We start from the raw sequence: 18,371 nt of genomic DNA on the forward strand, positions 1-18,371 counted from the left end.
AACATGGATGTATTAGAACAGATCAGGGGAGGTCTGATCGTATCCTGTCAGGCATTGGAGGATGAGCCGCTGCACTCTTCTTTTATTATGGGAAGAATGGCGCTTGCGGCCTATCAGGGCGGTGCAAAAGGGATTCGAGCAAATTCTGTGTCGGATATCCAGGAAATTAAAAAAATGGTACCGCTTCCGATTATTGGAATTATCAAGAAAAATTATCTAGACGCAGAGGTCTATATTACACCGGGAATGGAAGAGGCAGATGCCCTTTGTAAGGCAGGTGTTGATATCATTGCGCTGGATGCGACGAATCAGAGCAGACCGGGAGGCGTTTCCATGGAGGAACTGTATAGCGAAATCCGCAGGAAATATCCAAAGCAACTGCTGATGGCAGACTGTTCCACCTATGAAGAAGCGGTGCATGCAGACCATCTTGGCTTCGATTTTATCGGAACCACATTGGTTGGGTATACTCCGCAGAGTAAGGGGACTCATATAGAAGAAAATGATTTTGAGCTGATTCGGAACATATTGGCGGACATCCGGCATCCGATGATTGCAGAGGGAAATATCGATACACCTCAGAAAGCGAGACGTGTGATCGAACTTGGAGCACACAGTGTAGTGGTCGGATCCATTATTACAAGACCGCAAGTGATTACAAAACGGTTTGTCAGCTGCATGGAACAGACGGACTGAGTGAGGAATGGAGTATGAGACATTTTATCGGAATAGATATCGGAGGGACTTCTATAAAATATGGTCTGGTAAACGAAGATCTGACGGTGGAAAAGGATGGCTCCTGTAAAACTCCGGACGCAGGCCAAAGGATTCTGGAGACGATCTGTGAGTGTGTTGAAAGGCTTTTGACGGAAGCGGCGGATATCGAAGCAGTCTGTGTTTCCAGTGCCGGAATTATTGATTCGGAAAACGGTGTTGTTCAGGAAGCGAATCCGGCGCTGATTCCGGGATATACCGGGACGAGAATCGGGAATCGGATTTTGAAGCAGTTTGGGCTTCCGTGCCATGTGGAAAACGATGTCAATTGTGCCGGAATGGCGGAATATGCAGCTGGAGCGGCAAAAGGCAGCAGCAGTATGCTGATGCTGACGATAGGAACCGGAATTGGCGGTGCTTTTATATGGGATGGAAAGCTTTGGAAGGGATATGGAAACAGTGCCTGTGAGGTGGGACGGATGGAGCTTGGGACGGGTTCCTTTGAAGAGCTGGCAGCAACGTCCGCACTCGTTTTAAACACAGCAAAGCGACTTGGAAAGGTCCCAGAGGAAATCTCCGGGAAATGGATTTTTGAACAGGCACAGGCTGGCAATGAAGTCTGTATTCAGGAAATTGACCGGATGTGTGATGCTTTAGCACTTGGGATTGCAAACTTATGCTACGTATTAAATCCGGAGATCGTAGTACTGGGCGGAGGAATTTCTGCACAGAGAGAATGGCTTTTACCACGTCTTAAAAAAGGGTTGGAGAGGTACCTGATCCCATCGATCCTGGAGCAGACGCGGTTGGAATTTGCAGCGTTTGGAAACTATGCCGGTATGATGGGAGCCTGCAGTGCAGCGATGCAAAAACAAAAATCCGCTTTGGGAGGAGAAACGGATGAGAAAAGTATTGTATGTTCCGTTAGATGATAGAGATTGTAATTATCAATTTCCCTGGCTGCTGTCGCAGATGACGGAAGGGCTGGAGCTTTTACGACCACCCTATGAATGGATGGGATTTCTGAAAAAGCCTGCAGACCGGGAAAAAATCTGGGAATGGCTGTTTGAACAGGCAGGAGAATGCGACTATGCGATTCTTTCGGTCGATACACTTGTTTATGGAAATATTATCGGTTCGAGAATTCATACGTACAGTATGGAAGAATGCAGGGAAACTATGGATCGTTTCCGTCAGCTGAAAAAGCAGAACCCTCAGCTGCATATTCATGCGTTTAATCTGGCGGCGCGGGTCGCTGCCTATAATGACAATCATGAAGACCCGGAATACTGGCAGGAATACGGTTATGATATCTGGCGCTATACCTGGCTGTGGGATAAGAAAAAGCGGGCGGGGATTTCAGAAAAAGAAGCGGAAGCGCTGGAAAGCCTGCAAAAGAAAATTCCGAAAGAAATCATGCAAGACTTTCTGGAACGCCGGAAAACGGATCGGTTTGTTAATCTGACTTCTGTTGAGCTTGTCCGGGAAAATGTTTTCGATATTCTGACGGTTCCCAAAGATGATACAGCGGAGTTTGGATATGCAGCGCTGGATCAGATGGCAATTATGCAAAAGGCGGAAGAGGAACAGCTGATGAACCGGGTGTATTGCTATCCGGGAGCAGATGAGGTCGGCAGCGTGATTTTTGCGAGAGTATTTTGTCGGATCAAGCAGTATCAGCCGGTCTTTTATGTAAGGTATTCTTCGCTGACCGGCAGCAGTGTTATACCGCTGTATGAAGACCGTCCCCTGGGGGAGAGCATTAAGTGGCAGATCCTGTCAGCTGGAGGAGTCTGTTCAGAAACCCCTGCGGATGCAGACTGTATGCTGGCAGTCAACGCGCCGGGAACCTGTCAGATCGAATCAGCAAACCAGAAAAGCGGACGAATTTTTGCCTCTGATAATGCAACGAATCCGGAAGAACTGCTGCGCTATATTCGGTATTATAAGGAATATTACGGAAAGCCTGTCGGGATCAGCGATGTAACGATGGCGAACGGATGTGATAATGCATTTATGAACCGTGCGATGCAGCACCATACATTTGATCGAATCGCTGCACTGGGAGGCTGGAATACAGCAGAAAATACGAACGGCGTTGTCATTGCAGTTCTGGCAATTGCGGCATTTTATCAGGAATGGACAGATTTTCCGGAATTAAAAAAGAAAGCGGATACATTTCTACTGCGGGCTTTGACAGCAGACTGGCTATGCCAGGCGAATGTTCTGCGGCAGTTTTTAGACGAATATGCGCCGGCGCATCAGATTGAACCATATTTTTTACGGGAAAAGGAAGAAGAAAGCCGGAAATATTTCCTAAGGTGCCTGCGCAGTCTGCTGCAGGAAAAGCTGGGAGGGCGTCTAAAAGGGCAGAAGGCAATATTGGAAAATATCCGGTTTAACTGGAATGGCGCATTTTATTATGCAGTGGATGTATCGTTGAAAGAATAGTCTGTCAGGTATTTTTAGTAAAAAATCCGATTGACATAGCTCGTTTCCTATGTTAGGATAGTCCCAACAACAATTTAGTGTGGTAAATTGATGAATCGCTAAAGAAACGGGAGAATGAGTTATGAAAAAATTATCTGTAATGGTTATGGCAGGCGTGATGGCGCTTGGAATGGTTGGCTGCGGTAGCACAGCCGCAGAAGCACCGGCAGAAAGTACAGCACCTGCTGCAGAGAGCACAGCAGCAGAAACAACAGAAAGCACGGTAGAGGCTCAAACAGAGGCGACAGATGCACAGACAGAGGCCGGCAGACAGTTTGTAGTGGGCTTCGATGCAGAGTTCCCGCCTTACGGCTACAAGGATGACAGCGGCGAATATGTCGGCTTTGATCTGGATCTGGCACAGGAGGTCTGTAACAGACTTGGCTGGACACTGGTAAAACAGCCCATCGACTGGGATGCGAAGGATATGGAGCTGGATTCCGGCGCGATCGATTGTATCTGGAATGGCTTTACCATGAACGGCAGAGAAGATCAGTACACCTTCAGTGTACCTTATGTGGATAACAGTCAGGTATTTGTTGTGGCAGAGGACTCCGGCATCACCTCCAAGGAAGACCTTGCTGGTAAGGTAGTCGGCGTACAGAAGGATTCCTCCGCATTGGCGGCACTGCAGGACGATGAGAAGGCTCTGGCAGATACCTTTGCAGACCTGCCGCAGTATGCAGATTACAATACGGGCTTCATGGATCTGGAGGCAGGTGCGATCGATGCGCTGGCACTGGATATCGGCGTCGCAAATTATCAGATCGCTTCCAGAGGCAGCGGCTATGTGGTTCTGGACGAGTACCTTTCCACCGAGCAATATGGTATCGGCTTTAAGAAAGGCAACGACGAATTAAAGGATACGGTTGAAAAGACGCTTCTGGAAATGGCAGACGACGGAACCTTTATGGAAATCGCAGAGAAGTATGCAGACTATGGTCTGGTAGACAGCGTATGCCTGGGAAAGTAAGATAAAAATAGGATGCAGGTCAGAGAAAACTCTGGCCTGCGTTTGTGCGCTGATAAGAATACAGAAAACCGGATCAAAGCCGGTATGGAAAAGGAAGAACGGGAATGGATTTAGGAACGATGGTTCGGGAACTGGGAACAGGAATGCTGATCACGACGGAGATCTTTGTGCTGACGCTGGTATTTTCCCTGCCCCTTGGAATGGTGCTGGCCTTTGGGCGGATGGCAAGGCTGAAAGTGCTGAGCTTTTTGACAAAGCTTTATATTTCGATTATGCGCGGAACGCCGCTGATGCTGCAGCTGATAGTGGTCTATTTTGCGCCCTATTATGTGTTTGGAATGAAAATTTCCAAAAGCTACCGGATGATCGCGGTAATTCTTGCATTTGTGCTAAACTATGCGGCGTATTTTGCAGAAATATACCGTTCTGGAATCGAGTCCATGCCGGTCGGGCAGTATGAGGCAGCAAAAGTATTAGGATACAGCCGCGTTCAGACGTTTTTCAGGATTATTTTGCCGCAGGTCATCAAGCGGGTGCTTCCGGCAGTGACCAACGAAATGATCACACTGGTAAAGGATACATCCCTGGCCTTTGTGCTGACAGTAACGGAGATGTTTACGATCGCAAAGCAGATCGCGGCAGCACAGGCTTCCGTAATGCCTCTGATGGCAGCAGGAGTATTTTATTACATTTTTAATCTGGTCGTTGCAGTTGTTATGGAGCATGTGGAAAAGAAGTTAAATTATTACCGCGGATAATGCAGGATGCCAGAGAGACAGTTAGAGGAGCGAAGTTTTATTTCTGCAGTCAGACAGAAATTCAGGAAAGGTACGAAGTTACAATGAGTCAGATTTATCTGGAAATGAATCATATTAAAAAAACATTTGGGGAGCTGGAGGTCTTAAAGGATATTTCCCTTTCCGTCCATAAGGGAGAAGTCGTATCGGTGATCGGTCCGTCCGGCTCCGGCAAATCGACACTGCTGCGTTGTGCGACCATGCTGGAAAAAATGGACGGCGGCGAGCTTTCTTTTCTCGGAGAAAAGGCTGCGTGGGAAGAAAACGGAAAATGTGTCTATGCAAATAAGAAGCAATTAAAGGAAATCCGGAAAAATTTCGGCCTGGTGTTCCAGAATTTCAACCTGTTTCCGCATTATACAGTTATGAAAAATATCATCGATGCACCAGTCTGCGTAGATGGTGTTTCCAAAGAAGAAGCAAAAGAACGCGCATGGAAGCTGTTAAAACAGCTGGGGCTGTCGGATAAGGCAGATGCCTATCCCTATCAGCTTTCCGGTGGACAGCAGCAGAGAGTATCGATTGCCAGAGCGCTTGCCCTGCAGCCAAAGGTTTTATTTTTTGACGAGCCGACCTCGGCGCTTGACCCGGAGCTGACCGGAGAGGTGCTGCGCGTCATCCGGCAGCTGGCAGACGAGCACATGACCATGGTGATCGTTACACACGAGATGCAGTTTGCCAAAGAGCTTTCGGATCGCGTTATTTTCATGGAAAAAGGTCTGGTCTGCCAGGAGGGTACGCCAGAGGAAGTGTTCGGAAACCCGAATGCCCGTGTGAAGGAGTTCATCGGTCGTGTCATGCAGGTCTGAAAATTTTTGCGTGTGTCAAGATTTTTTACTTGACACACCTTTTTTTTTCGGGTATGATAGCACAGGTGAGGACGCAATATGGAAAAAATCGTAGAACAGGGTATGCTGTATGACTTTTACGGCGAACTGCTGACCGAGCATCAGCGAAAGATCTATGAGGATGTGGTATTAAACGACATGTCCCTGAGTGAGATCGCAGAGGAACAGGGGATCAGCAGACAGGGCGTACACGATCTTGTCCGCAGATGCGACCGGACGCTTCAGAGCTATGAAGAGCGGCTGCACCTGATTGCGAGATTTCAGAAAGTCAAGCACACCGTAGAGAAGATCGAACAGATCAGCACGGAGACGCAGGTCAGAGAACTGGCGGGACAGATTTTAGAAGAACTGTAACGGATCGCGGGAGAGGATTTGAATGGCATTTGAGAGCTTAACCGATAAACTGCAGGATGTGTTTAAGGATCTGCGCAGCAAAGGCAGACTGACAGAAGCGGACGTCAAAGTTGCGCTCAAGGAAGTCAAGATGGCACTGCTGGAAGCGGATGTAAACTTCAAGGTTGTCAAGCAGTTCGTCAAGTCTGTGGAAGAACGGGCGATCGGTCAGGACGTCATGAACGGATTAAATCCCGGTCAGATGGTCATCAAGATCGTAAACGAAGAGATGACTTCCCTGATGGGTTCCGAGACACAGGAATTACAGTTCCAGCCCGGCAAAGCGACAACCGTGATTATGATGTGCGGTCTGCAGGGTGCAGGTAAGACGACAACGACTGCGAAGCTGGCAGGCAAGTTTAAATTAAAAGGCAAAAAGCCACTGCTTGTAGCCTGTGACATTTACCGTCCGGCAGCGATTGAACAGCTGCAGATCAACGGCGAGAAACAGCAGGTGGAAGTCTTTTCCATGGGCACGAGCCACAGCCCGGTTGACATCGCAAAAGCGGCGATGGAGCATGCAGAGAAAAACGGCAATAATGTCGTGATTTTGGATACTGCGGGTCGCCTGCATATCGATGAGGGCATGATGGAGGAGCTGCAGAAGATCAAGCAGGCAGTGACGGTCCATCAGACACTTCTGGTAGTGGATGCCATGACCGGTCAGGATGCGGTCAATGTGGCAAAGGAATTTGATGAAAAAGTAGGAATCGACGGCGTGATCCTGTCCAAGATGGACGGTGACACAAGAGGCGGTGCGGCGCTTTCCATTAAAGCCGTTACCGGCAAGCCGATTTTATATGTTGGTATGGGAGAGAAGCTTTCCGATCTGGAACAGTTTTATCCCGACCGTATGGCGAGCCGAATTCTGGGAATGGGCGATGTGCTCACCCTGATTGAAAAAGCTTCGGCGAACCTCGATATTGACGCTGGCAAGGAAAAAGAGATGGCGGCGCGCATGAAGAAGGGCAAGTTCGATTTTGAGGACTACCTGGAAAGCATGAAGCAGATGCGCAACATGGGCGGGCTGTCCGGTATCCTGAGCATGATGCCCGGCATGGGTTCGAAGATGGGCGATATCGAATCGATGATCGATGAAAAACAGCTGGCAAGAATGGAAGCGATCGTGCTGAGCATGACGCCCCAGGAACGCCGCAATCCCAAGCTTTTAAATCCCAGCCGCAAACACCGTATCGCACGAGGCGCAGGGGTGGACATCAGCGTAGTCAATCGATTTATCAAGCAGTTTGAGCAGAGTCAGAAAATGATGAAGCAGTTCCCGGGAATGCTGGGAGGCAAAGGTGCAAGAAAAGGTAAGTTCAGACTTCCTTTCTGATAAATAGTGCAGATCGCACACAAGAAAACATATTTATATTTCATTTGGAGGTAAGAAAAATGGCAGTAAAGATCAGATTAAGAAGAATGGGATACAAGAAGAACCCGATTTACAGAATCATCGTAGCAGATTCCAGATCTCCCAGAGATGGTCGTTTCATCGAAGAGATCGGCACATACGATCCGAATACAGATCCCAGCACTTTCAAGGTAAACGAAGAGCTGGCTAAGAAGTGGCTCAACAATGGCGCACAGCCCACCGAAATCGTAGGCAAGATCTTCAAGGCAGCAGGAATCGAGAAATAAGACAGCTCTGTAAAGCAGACGGTTACGCAAACGAGCAATAGCTGTGGGGCTGACTGTAGCAGGCTTATGGAGGTGGATTATGAAAGATTTGGTGGAAGTGATCGCAAAGGCACTTGTGGATCATCCGGATGAAGTGAGCGTCTCCGAAAAGGAAAACGGCAGAAGCCTGACGGTTGAACTTCATGTTGCACCCTCCGATATGGGCAAGGTAATCGGTAAACAGGGCCGTATTGCTAAGGCAATTCGCACTGTGGTAAAGGCTGCGGCGATGGAAGATAATAAAAAAGTGGATGTGGATATCATCTGACATCTGAAATGGACAGCGTCTTGCAAAAGCAAGGCGCTGTTTGTGAAATGAGAGGTTATATGGAAGAAAGACTGCAGGTGGGAGTGATTGCTTCCACACACGGCGTGCACGGGGAGGTCAAGGTATTTCCGACGACAGACGATGTGCGCCGTTTTAAGAAGTTAAAAGAAGTGATTCTGGATACGGGAAAGGAAAACCGGATTCTGGAAATCGAGAGCGTGAAATTTTTCAAGCAGTTCGCCATTTTGAAATTCCGCGGAATTGACACCATGGATGAGGCGGAAAAATATCGGAGAAAGAGCCTGTATGTAACGCGGGAAAATGCGGTGCGCCTACAGAAGGACGAGTATTTTATCGCAGATCTGATCGGCGTGAAGGTATTGGATGAACAGGAGCAGGAGCTTGGAACCTTAGAGGATGTCATTGAAACCGGCGCAAATGATGTTTATCAGATTCGGTTAAAGGATGGCAGACAGCTGCTTTTGCCCGCAATCAAGGAATGTGTGCTGGATGTCGATGTGGAAGCAGGACGGATGAAAATCCATATCCTGGACGGATTGCTGGAGGACTGACGAAAAAATGCAGTTTCATATTTTGACATTGTTTCCGGAAATGGTGGAAAACGGACTGCAGACGAGCATTTTAGGACGGGCGATCCAAAAAGGACTGATCGGAATCCATGCGGTCAATATCCGTGATTACACGCAGGATAAGCACAATAAGGTGGACGATTACCCTTACGGCGGCGGTGCTGGCATGCTGATGCAGGCACAGCCGGTTTACGACGCCTGGAAAGCGGTTGCAAAGCCTGCAGAGGGCAAAAAACCAGTGCGGGTGCTGTTTATGAGCCCACAGGGCAAAACCTTTTCCCAGGAGATGGCAAAGGAGCTTGCACAGGAGGAAGAGCTGATTTTTCTGTGTGGGCATTATGAAGGAATCGATGAGCGCGTGATCGAAGAGATCGTGACAGACCCGGTTTCCATCGGTGATTATGTGCTGACCGGAGGAGAGCTTCCGGCGATGGTGATGATCGACGCGATTTCCCGGATGGTTCCCGGTGTTTTAAAAAATGAGGATTCCGGCGTGACAGAAAGCTTTCAGGAGAATCTGCTGGAATATCCCCAGTACACCCGACCGGAGGTCTGGGAGGGCAAAAAGGTTCCGGATATCCTGCTTTCCGGCGACCATGCAAGGATAGACAAATGGCGCCTGGAAAAGTCCAAGGAGCGGACGAAAGCCCGGCGGCCGGATTTATATGAAAAGTACGATTTGTCCGGACGTGCGCTGGAATATTTGTTAAAAGATAAAATGCTTCACATGGACATGATTGAGGATATCCGGAGAGGCAAAGCTGACATCCTGGCAGTCCGGGAGGACGGCGTGCTGACAAAGGACAGGTCAGGCGGTGCGTATCGGATCACTGCCAAAACAAAGGACGCAGGAGAACGGCTGCTGTCTTTGACGGACCCGACCGGCGCAGTCTATGTCTGTCATCAGAAATTTGTGCTGACGAGCATTTTAGAGCGTTTCGGGTTAAAAAATTTCAATGAATGCTATCAGGTGATTTATCCGAAAAAGAAAGCACCTGACCTTCCGGAGCCGGACGAAGCCGTTGAAATCCGGGAGCTGGACGAAACGTATGCGGCAAACGTAGAGGCACATTATCATCTTTATCATGATGAAGTCTACATCAGAGAGCGGATCGCATCGCGTCAGATGATCGGCGCATTTCTGGATGGGGAGCTGGCAGGCTTTGCAGGCGTGCACAACGACGGCGGCATGGGAATGCTGGAAGTGCTGGAGCCCTTCCGGAAAAGAGGGATTGGGAGCCTCCTGGAGGCTGAAATGATCCGGCGGGAGCTTGCGGCAGGTCATGTGCCCTATGCGCATGTATTCGTGGAAAACGAAATTTCCGTTGCACTGCAGAAAAAATCCGGCATGCGCTTTGCACCGGGGAGCGTTTTCTGGGTATCCTAGGCGCCGACGGTAAAACCGGGTGGTATTTTTCCTATTAGGAAGAAAATCCTTGCATATTTGAGAAAGCTATGTTATACTGCAAATGTTGCGAAAAAAGGAGATGGTCCTCTGTTACGGGAATCGTATTAAGAACATCCAGAAATCAGGAGGAAAAGCAATGAACGAAATTATCAGAGAGATCGAAGCTGCTCAGCTGAAAGCTGAAGTACCTGCATTTGAGACAGGCGATACCGTAAGAGTATATGGTAAGATCAAGGAAGGCAACCGTGAGAGAGTTCAGGTATTCGAAGGTGTTGTTTTAAAGAAACAGGGCGGCAGCAACCGTGCAACCTTTACCGTAAGAAAGAGCTCCAACGGCGTCGGCGTTGAAAAGACCTGGCCTTTACATTCTCCCAACGTTGAGAAGGTAGAAGTTGTTCGTAAGGGTAAAGTAAGAAGAGCAAAGCTGAACTACTTAAGAGACAGAGTCGGCAAGCGCGCAAAGGTCAAAGAAGTTGTAAAATAAGAATTGCGAAGAGAGGGGCACCAGTAACGGCAGCCCCTTTTTTGCTTTTTAGGATGTCTGCAGGACGAAACGGCGGCTGCGGAATGGAGATTTGTATGAGAAGAAAACAGCGTGGACTGCAGTTTTACCGGAAGAAAAAAGGGCTCAGCATGCAGGCGGTCAAAGAGGTGTTCAGTTGGATTGTGCTGTCTGTACTGGCAGTTTTTCTGGCGTTTATGGTGATCTGGGCGGTCGGACTGCGCACGAACATGATCGGCGTTTCCATGGAGCCGGGGCTGACGAACGGACAGGGAATTTTGGTTAACCGCTTAAAGTACCGTTTCTTTTCTCCGCAGACAGGGGATGTGGTGGTATTTTTGCCAAACGGTAATCAGAATGCCCACTATTATGTGAAGCGTGTTGTAGCGGTTCCGGGGCAGACCGTCCTGATTCAGGACGGCATTTTATATATAGACGGTAAGGCGCAGGAAAATGAAGAGATGGATCTGATCGCGTCAGCCGGTATTGCAGAGAATGAAATCAAGCTGGGCAAGGACGAATTTTTCGTGCTCGGCGATAATTGTAATAACAGTGAGGACAGTCGTTCCGCCAATGTCGGTCCGGTGCTGCGCAGCACGATCGTCGGCGAGGCGTGGTTCCATTTCGGAAACGGCACGGATGGCTGGGGACTGATTCACTGAAAATCACACAGAATATTATAAAGAAAAGGGTAACTGTTCAGTACCCTCACAGTTACAGAAAAGGAAAGAAAACTATGGTATACCAGTGGTATCCCGGACATATGACGAAAGCGCGCCGCGCGATGCAGGAAGATATCAAGCTGATCGACTTGATTATCGAATTGGTGGACGCCAGATGTCCACAATCGAGCCGCAATCCTGATATCGACGAGATGGGGAAAAACAAGGCACGCCTGATTTTATTGAATAAATCCGATCTGTCCGATCCGGCTGCAAACCGCGCCTGGACGGCATATTTTGAAAGTCTTGGCTTTGCTGTACTGGAAATCAACGCCAGAAGCGGCGCCGGGATGAAAGCGATTCAGGGCAAGGTTCAGGAAGCTTGCCGGGAAAAGATCGAGCGCAACCGCAAACGCGGTATTTTGAACCGTCCGGTGCGTGCGATGGTGGCAGGAATTCCAAACGTAGGAAAATCGACGTTTATCAATAGCTTCGCAGGAAAGGCGTGCGCGAAAACCGGCAACAAGCCCGGCGTAACGAAGGGCAAGCAGTGGATTCGCCTGAACAAGGGTCTGGAGCTTTTGGATACCCCCGGCATCCTGTGGCCGAAATTTGAAGATCAGGCGGTGGGAGAACGCCTCGCACTGATCGGCTCGATGAACGATGAAATCTTAAACCGCGAAGAAATGGCACTTTCCCTGCTTGTGTTTATCGGGGAGAATTACCCGGAGGCGTTGGAAAAGCGGTATCAGCTGACACTGGATACAGCGGGCGCAGATGGCGACGCACAGGCGTCCCTCCATTCGGCCCTCGCCCTTCTGGAAGCAGTCTGCAAGTCCCGCGGTTGTCTGAAAAAGGGCGGAGAGCCGGAATATGAAAAGGGCGCGGCCCTCGTTCTGGATGATTTTCGCAGCGGCAGGCTCGGCCGCATGACGCTGGAATTGCCGAAAAAGGAGGCGTAAGCCATGAGTGGAAAAGCAATCCTGAAAGAAATCGGAAGCACGCTTTTATATATCGTAGTTGTCCTGGGTATCACCTGGCTGGTGATCACATTTGTCGGACAGCGCACGGAGGTCAACGGAAGCTCGATGGAGCCGACATTGAGCAATAACGATAACCTGATCGTAGACAAGATTTCGTATCGTTTCAAGGATCCGCAGCGCTTTGATATTATCGTGTTCCCATTCCAGTACGATGAAAATGTTTACTATATTAAGCGGATTATCGGTCTGCCCGGCGAAACGGTTCAGATCGGCACGGACGGAACGATTTACATTGACGGACAGGTGCTGGAAGAAGGCTACGGCAAGGAAGTGATGCTGTCACCGGGGCGTGCAGGCGAGCCGATTACCCTCGGCGAGGACGAATATTTTGTGCTGGGCGATAATCGAAACAACAGCTCGGACAGCCGGGAGCCGAGCGTCGGAAATATCCACCGGGATCAGATTATCGGAAAAGCGTGGGTCAGAATCTGGCCGTTTCATAAATTTGGAGTGTTAAAACACCAGTAAGGGACATCTGATATGGAAAAAATCGGGGAAATCAAAGCGCGGTTTGCAGAAGCCGGAGAGCGCTTGAAAAAAGCCTCCATGCGGACAGAAGCAGAGTCTGCGGCAGGTCTGTTGGAAAATCTGGAACAAACCTATCGGGAAGATACAAGAAGCGGTGTACAGACGCTGATCCGGCGTTCGGAAAAGCAGCGGGAGACGCTGGAAAAGGAAACAGCGCGGATTTATCAGCTGCAGCAGTATGAACGGGACTATGAAAACGAAGGCCTGATCTGCGGCATTGACGAGGTTGGAAGGGGACCGCTGGCAGGACCGGTTGTTGCAGGCGCGGTTATTTTGCCGAAGAACTGCGAAATTTTGTATCTGAACGATTCCAAGCAGCTTTCTGCAGAAAAAAGGGAACAGTTATATGACGTCATTTTGGAGCACGCAGTGGCGGTGGGAATCGGGATTGTCAGCCCACAGCGAATCGATGAGATCAACATCCTGCAGGCGACCTACGAAGCGATGCGTCAGGCGATTGAAAAGCTGAATCCTCAGCCTGCAGTTCTGCTAAACGATGCGGTAAGGATTCCACAGGTGGCAATTCAACAGGTTCCGATCATCAAGGGAGATGCAAAAAGCGTATCCATTGCTGCAGCGAGCATTGTAGCGAAGGTGACGAGGGACCGGATGATGGAGCAGTATGAGGAAGTTTTTCCGGGCTACGGATTTGCACGCAATAAAGGGTATGGATCAAAAGAGCATATCGAGGCACTGCAGACCATGGGACCGACGGCGATTCACCGCAGAAGCTTCATCGGTCATTTTGTGAAAGAAGGTTAAATGAATAAAAGACAGGCGGGCGCTTTCTGGGAGGAAGCAGTGACAGCTTATCTGATGCGCAGCGGAGTAAACATTCTGGAGCGTAATTACAGGTGCAGCAGGGGAGAAATCGATATCATCGGGTTTCACCGGGGCTGCCTTGTTTTTTTTGAAGTAAAATATCGGAACGACGATCGATTTGGGACAGCGTTGGAGGCGGTTGGGAGCGCAAAGCAGGAAAAAATCTGCCGTTGCGCAGACTGGTATCTGTGGAAGCATCCTGCAGAGGGGGATGTACAGATCCGCTTTGACGTGGTGGCGGTCTGCGGAAAAGAGATCCAGTGGATTCAAAATGCATTTGAATACAGGAGGGCAGGGACGTGGAACAGCAGGAGACGAAGATAGCAAAAAAAGATCTGATCCGGAAAAAGACGGGTTATCCGGGGATGGAAATTCACAAAAGCGGAGAGGTGGAATATCTCACTTTTCCGGCGTTAGAACGGTTAAATATAGTGACTCATATGGTCACCAGCAGGCTCGGCGGTGTCAGTACCGGGGACTGTGCTTCTTTCAATTTCAGCTATGCGCGGGATACGAGCCGGGAGGCGGTGGATGAAAATTTCCGGCGGGCTGCAGGCGTGTTCGGGACAACTTCGGACGCGTTCGTCTGCTCCGATCAGACCCATACGACAAACATCCGCCGTGTGGAAAAAGAGGATGCAGGAAAGGGCGTGACGAAAGAAAAAGATTATCGGGATGTGGACGGGCTGATTACAAACGTGCCCGGGCTGATACTTGGCACGTTTTATGCGGACTGTGTGCCGCTTTTGTTTGTCGATCCGGTGCATCATGCGATTGGCTGTTCTCATTCCGGGTGGCGGGGGACAGTCGGTGAGATGGGAAAAAAGACAGTCGAAGCGATGCGCGAGGCGTATGGAAGCCGTCCGGAGGATATTTTTGCGGCGATTGGGCCGTCGATCTGTCAGGACTGCTATGAAGTCGGAAAAGATGTGGCAGAACCTTTTGAAAAGCTCTTTTCTCAGGAGAGATATCAGGACGTTTCCCTGAAAAACATACTGACCGAAAAGGTCAATGGAAAATATCAGCTGGACCTGTGGCGCGCCAATGAAGCAATTTTGCTTGGCGCAGGGATTTTAAAGGAGCATCTGTCGATGACGGACATCTGCACCTGCTGCAATCCGAGCTATCTGTTTTCTCATCGGGCGAGCAAGGGAAAACGCGGAAATCTGGCGGCGTTTCTGATGCTGAAGCAATAGAATGCGCGTAAAAACGGCTGCTGTCGGTAAAATCTTTATAAAATATTAAGAATATCCCGGACAGCAGATTCAGATTTTTCTGATTTAATAGAGAGAAAGCAGAAAATGGAGGGTATTATGACAAATATTCTGGTATGTGACGATGATAAAGAGATTGTGGAAGCAATCGAAATTTATCTGGCGCAGGAGGGTTACAATGTCATCAAGGCATATGACGGGGAGCAGGCGATCCGGGCGTTAAAAGAAAACGACATTCAGCTTTTGATTATCGATATTATGATGCCGAAGCTGGACGGAATCCATGCGACGCTCAAAATCCGGGAATACAGCAGCATTCCGATCATTATCCTGTCGGCAAAATCCGAGGACGCGGACAAGATTCTGGGGCTGAACATCGGCGCGGATGACTATGTGACAAAACCGTTTAATCCGCTTGAGCTCGTTGCGCGGGTGAAGTCGCAGCTGCGCCGCTACACGAAGCTGGGAAATTTAAACACGGACAATAATGCAGTGTTCCGCGCTGGCGGACTCGTGATCAACGACGAGACCAAAGAGGTTACGGTGGACGGGGAGTCAGTCAAGCTGACACCGATTGAATACAATATTCTGTTGCTTCTGGTGCGTAATCAGGGGCGTGTTTTTTCGATTAATCAGATCTATGAAAGCATCTGGGAAGAAGAGGCAATCGGTGCGGATAATACAGTGGCTGTCCATATCCGACACATCCGGGAAAAGATTGAGATTAACCCGAAGGAGCCCCGTTATCTGAAGGTTGTCTGGGGTGTCGGATACAAGATCGAGAAGCAGCCGTGACGAAAAAAGCCGGAAAGGAGTACGGGCTCATGAAAAAGAAATGGGTCATTGGAAAGAAGGACAGAAGAGTGCTGCTCATTTTTCAGAAAGTGCTGGCAGCGGCTTTTGCGGCAATTTTTGTCGGGCTTGCCTGCAATAGTTCGGTCAGCGTGGAGAGAAACGGCAGGCTGTATGAACAGCAGATCAATCTGCTTGAAAACAGTAATTCGTTTGAAAATTCCGATCTGTTCACGGACATTCTGTCCGAAGAAATCCGAGGAGTGACGCGGCTTTCTGTCATCCGAAGCCAGTTGGAAACGGACGGAACTTATAATGGACAAAAGCAGATCGATATCGCGGAATTTGCCCACAGGCAGGAAGATGTCCGTGACACGACGGCAACGGCGTCTTTTTATCTGGATGATCTGGTCAAATGGGGAAATTATGGCTTCGTGACGGAAAAGGTTTTTGCGACGAAGGCACAGCTGGACGCTTATTTCAAAGGGGATTCCAGCGTTTTTTCCGGTCAGGAGGGGCTGAGCGGGAACGACTGGAACGGGGAAACGGCAACCCTGAATGTGTTGCAGAAGCTGGATCAGAAACGGCAGAAGCAGTCGCTTTCGATGCAGATGATTCAGGAGCTTCCGTCCAGCCGGGAAGAATATCAGAAAAAGTGCGAGGAGCTGGGACTGAATTATTCGGATGCAGATGGGATGGAGCTGGATCTTTTGGTGCCCCGGTATCTGTCTGCAGAGGGAAAGGACCTGGCACAATATGCGTCCGACACAGACGAATACATTCAGCTGCGGGATGATTTAAAGACGACGTCGAAGGAACTTTTTTATAATTTTTCCGAATATTCGGCGTACAAAGACAGTTACGGTCTGGACGTGTCAAATATCCGATATTGTTACCGGATAGATCAGGATGGCGAACTCCATTATTATACGAATTTGAAGGACGATTTTTCAGATAAAAAATTAGACGAAATCACGAGACAATTTGAAGAATATGGCAGATATCTGTGCTATAACGCAGATCGGGCGGAGCTTTTGACGAATACGGAGATTGCTGCGGAGGAGCTTAGACAGGAGCTGTCCTCCTATCAGTATGCCTTTGGCGATAATACGCGGGTATGGCTGGCAGTTGATACGACGTATCCGGCACAGGACGGCTTTGCAACCGCGCGTGCGGCGTACCACAGAGTCGTTCCTTATTATGGTTATCTGGCTGCAGTCGGTATGATATTTCTGGTGGTTTCTGTCTGGCTGCTGCTTCGGGTAACCCGGTATGAAGGGCGTGTCCGCAAAGAGGGCGGCGGTTATCAGATTGAATTAAGGATTCGGGACACGGTGCTGACGGAGCCGTTTGTGGCGGCAGGAATTTTGATGATGGGTATGATCCTTGGCGTCAGCTGGCTTTTGTATCTGCTTGCGCAGACGACGTTGTCGGATGTGACGCATGCGGTGTGGTTCCCGTTTGCAGTGGGCGTTGTTGCCTTTTTGCTGGACGATGTGTTTTTATTTTTCTATTTGAGTCTTGTCAGACGGGCGAGAGCGCATACACTGTGGAGCAATTCCATGCTGCGGCTGATTTTCAGTCGGATTGGAAACGGCGTGCTGCACCTTTATGACAACGGGCACATTCTGGTCAGGAGTCTGCTTCCGTTTTTACTGTTGCTTGCGGGCAACCTGATTCTGGGCGGCTGCGGTGTTGTAGGGATTCTGATCGCGGCTGTAATCGATATCATTGCGATTCTGATGCTGTACAGCTCGAAAAAGGATCAGCAGCAGATTGTGGACACTGCGGTTCGATTGGGACACGGCGATCTGGATCTGAAGGTCGATCTTTCCGGCATGCACGGAGAAAACCGGGAACTGGCGGAAGCGGTCAACGGCATCGGAGACGGCATCAAGACGGCGGTTGAAAAGAGCATGAAGGACGAACGGTTAAAAGCCGATCTGATTACGAATGTTTCCCATGATATCAAAACGCCGCTGACGTCGATTATCAACTTTGTGAACCTGTTAAAGCGCGAGCAGATCGACAATGAGCGCGCGAAAGGCTATATTCAGGTGTTGGATGCGAAGTCCCAGCGCTTGAAGCAGCTGACGGACGATCTGGTGGAAGCGTCCAAGATCACGTCCGGCAATATTTCTTTGCAGATGGAGCGACTGGATTTCAAGGAACTCGTCAAGCAGACCTGCGGGGAGTTCGATGACAAATTAAAGGAAAAATGCCTGGAAATGATCGTCAGTTTGCCGCCGGAGCCGGTTTATATCGAAGCCGATCCGAGAAGAATCTGGCGCGTGGTGGAGAATTTGTTTTCCAATGTTTGCAAGTATGCGCTGGAAGGCACGCGGGTCTATCTGGAAATCCGCAGAGTCAGACAGGATGATAGGGAAATCGCGGTATTTACAATGAAAAATATTTCCGCGCAGGCGTTGAACATCCGTGCCGAGGAGCTGACGGAACGGTTTATCCGCGGCGATATTTCCAGAAGTACGGAGGGCAGCGGACTGGGACTGTCGATTGCACAGAACCTGACGACGCTGCAGAAGGGAACGTTTGAAATCTATCTGGACGGCGACCTGTTCAAGGTACAGATCGGATTTTCCTGTCTGGACGTACCGCAGCCGGAGCTAGAAATACAGATGAGGTAAGC

General features: G+C 49.4%; 21 protein-coding genes. All 21 read left to right on the top strand.

Going from position 1 to position 18,371, the window contains the following annotated elements; genetic code table 11:
* Positions 1-3: 3 nt before the first annotated feature.
* The 21 genes from ACLTOQ_RS05420 (at position 4) to ACLTOQ_RS05520 (ending at position 18,369) form a co-directional block, all read left to right on the top strand.
* On the top strand, positions 4-696 hold the full coding sequence (locus ACLTOQ_RS05420; RefSeq protein ID WP_337562784.1) for an N-acetylmannosamine-6-phosphate 2-epimerase: 693 nt from the start codon (positions 4-6) through the stop codon (positions 694-696).
* Between the two features lie 14 nt (positions 697-710).
* Positions 711-1,646, top strand: a complete 936-nt coding sequence (locus ACLTOQ_RS05425) for an ROK family protein (protein ID WP_412272424.1) — start codon at positions 711-713, stop codon at positions 1,644-1,646.
* Entirely contained in the window at positions 1,615-3,165 is a 1,551-nt protein-coding gene (locus tag ACLTOQ_RS05430) for a DUF4127 family protein (protein ID WP_412319000.1), read from the top strand. Before ACLTOQ_RS05425 ends, ACLTOQ_RS05430 begins: the two co-directional genes overlap by 32 nt.
* 121 nt (positions 3,166-3,286) lie before the next feature.
* A complete protein-coding gene (locus ACLTOQ_RS05435; protein ID WP_412319001.1) occupies positions 3,287-4,177 on the top strand; it encodes a transporter substrate-binding domain-containing protein in 891 nt (296 codons plus the stop codon).
* Between the two features lie 104 nt (positions 4,178-4,281).
* The gene (locus tag ACLTOQ_RS05440) at positions 4,282-4,935 is read left to right on the top strand and encodes an amino acid ABC transporter permease (protein WP_118762226.1); all 654 of its coding nucleotides are present in this window, start codon (positions 4,282-4,284) and stop codon (positions 4,933-4,935) included.
* 83 nt (positions 4,936-5,018) lie between these two features.
* Positions 5,019-5,783, top strand: a complete 765-nt coding sequence (locus ACLTOQ_RS05445) for an amino acid ABC transporter ATP-binding protein (protein WP_117959682.1) — start codon at positions 5,019-5,021, stop codon at positions 5,781-5,783.
* Between the two features lie 78 nt (positions 5,784-5,861).
* Entirely contained in the window at positions 5,862-6,176 is a 315-nt protein-coding gene (gene ylxM, locus ACLTOQ_RS05450) for a YlxM family DNA-binding protein (protein ID WP_021916012.1), read from the top strand.
* 22 nt (positions 6,177-6,198) lie between these two features.
* Positions 6,199-7,551, top strand: a complete 1,353-nt coding sequence (gene ffh / locus ACLTOQ_RS05455) for a signal recognition particle protein (RefSeq protein WP_021916011.1) — start codon at positions 6,199-6,201, stop codon at positions 7,549-7,551.
* Between the two features lie 59 nt (positions 7,552-7,610).
* On the top strand, positions 7,611-7,856 hold the full coding sequence (rpsP, locus tag ACLTOQ_RS05460) for a 30S ribosomal protein S16 (protein ID WP_117959645.1): 246 nt from the start codon (positions 7,611-7,613) through the stop codon (positions 7,854-7,856).
* 79 nt (positions 7,857-7,935) lie between these two features.
* A complete protein-coding gene (locus tag ACLTOQ_RS05465; protein WP_021916010.1) occupies positions 7,936-8,163 on the top strand; it encodes a KH domain-containing protein in 228 nt (75 codons plus the stop codon).
* Positions 8,164-8,222: 59 nt separating this feature from the next.
* Positions 8,223-8,735 (top strand): ribosome maturation factor RimM, encoded by a 513-nt coding sequence (rimM, locus tag ACLTOQ_RS05470; protein WP_412319003.1) that lies wholly within the window; start codon positions 8,223-8,225, stop codon positions 8,733-8,735.
* Between the two features lie 7 nt (positions 8,736-8,742).
* Positions 8,743-10,140, top strand: coding sequence for a tRNA (guanosine(37)-N1)-methyltransferase TrmD (trmD, locus tag ACLTOQ_RS05475; RefSeq protein ID WP_412319004.1), 1,398 nt, complete (start codon positions 8,743-8,745; stop codon positions 10,138-10,140).
* A gap of 157 nt (positions 10,141-10,297) precedes the next feature.
* Complete coding sequence (gene rplS / locus ACLTOQ_RS05480) at positions 10,298-10,645, top strand: 50S ribosomal protein L19 (RefSeq protein ID WP_118762221.1); 348 nt, start codon at positions 10,298-10,300, stop codon at positions 10,643-10,645.
* A gap of 95 nt (positions 10,646-10,740) precedes the next feature.
* Positions 10,741-11,325 (top strand): signal peptidase I, encoded by a 585-nt coding sequence (lepB, locus tag ACLTOQ_RS05485; protein WP_412319005.1) that lies wholly within the window; start codon positions 10,741-10,743, stop codon positions 11,323-11,325.
* Between the two features lie 74 nt (positions 11,326-11,399).
* Positions 11,400-12,287, top strand: a complete 888-nt coding sequence (gene ylqF / locus ACLTOQ_RS05490; RefSeq protein ID WP_412319006.1) for a ribosome biogenesis GTPase YlqF — start codon at positions 11,400-11,402, stop codon at positions 12,285-12,287.
* 3 nt (positions 12,288-12,290) lie between these two features.
* Positions 12,291-12,836, top strand: coding sequence for a signal peptidase I (lepB, locus tag ACLTOQ_RS05495; RefSeq protein ID WP_021916004.1), 546 nt, complete (start codon positions 12,291-12,293; stop codon positions 12,834-12,836).
* A gap of 12 nt (positions 12,837-12,848) precedes the next feature.
* Positions 12,849-13,658, top strand: a complete 810-nt coding sequence (locus tag ACLTOQ_RS05500; RefSeq protein WP_412319007.1) for a ribonuclease HII — start codon at positions 12,849-12,851, stop codon at positions 13,656-13,658.
* Positions 13,659-14,042, top strand: a complete 384-nt coding sequence (locus tag ACLTOQ_RS05505) for a YraN family protein (protein ID WP_337425666.1) — start codon at positions 13,659-13,661, stop codon at positions 14,040-14,042. It abuts the gene before it with no gap.
* A gap of 41 nt (positions 14,043-14,083) precedes the next feature.
* Positions 14,084-14,914 carry a peptidoglycan editing factor PgeF gene (gene pgeF / locus ACLTOQ_RS05510; RefSeq protein WP_412319052.1) on the top strand — a complete coding sequence of 277 codons (831 nt, stop codon included), beginning with the start codon at positions 14,084-14,086 and terminating at the stop codon, positions 14,912-14,914.
* 117 nt (positions 14,915-15,031) lie between these two features.
* Positions 15,032-15,727, top strand: a complete 696-nt coding sequence (locus ACLTOQ_RS05515) for a response regulator transcription factor (protein ID WP_337425667.1) — start codon at positions 15,032-15,034, stop codon at positions 15,725-15,727.
* 29 nt (positions 15,728-15,756) lie between these two features.
* Complete coding sequence (locus ACLTOQ_RS05520; protein WP_412319009.1) at positions 15,757-18,369, top strand: histidine kinase dimerization/phospho-acceptor domain-containing protein; 2,613 nt, start codon at positions 15,757-15,759, stop codon at positions 18,367-18,369.
* Positions 18,370-18,371: the final 2 nt, after the last annotated feature.

Origin of the sequence: Gallintestinimicrobium sp., from assembly GCF_046968865.1 — a bacterium.
GTDB lineage: Bacteria > Bacillota > Clostridia > Lachnospirales > Lachnospiraceae > Gallintestinimicrobium > Gallintestinimicrobium propionicum.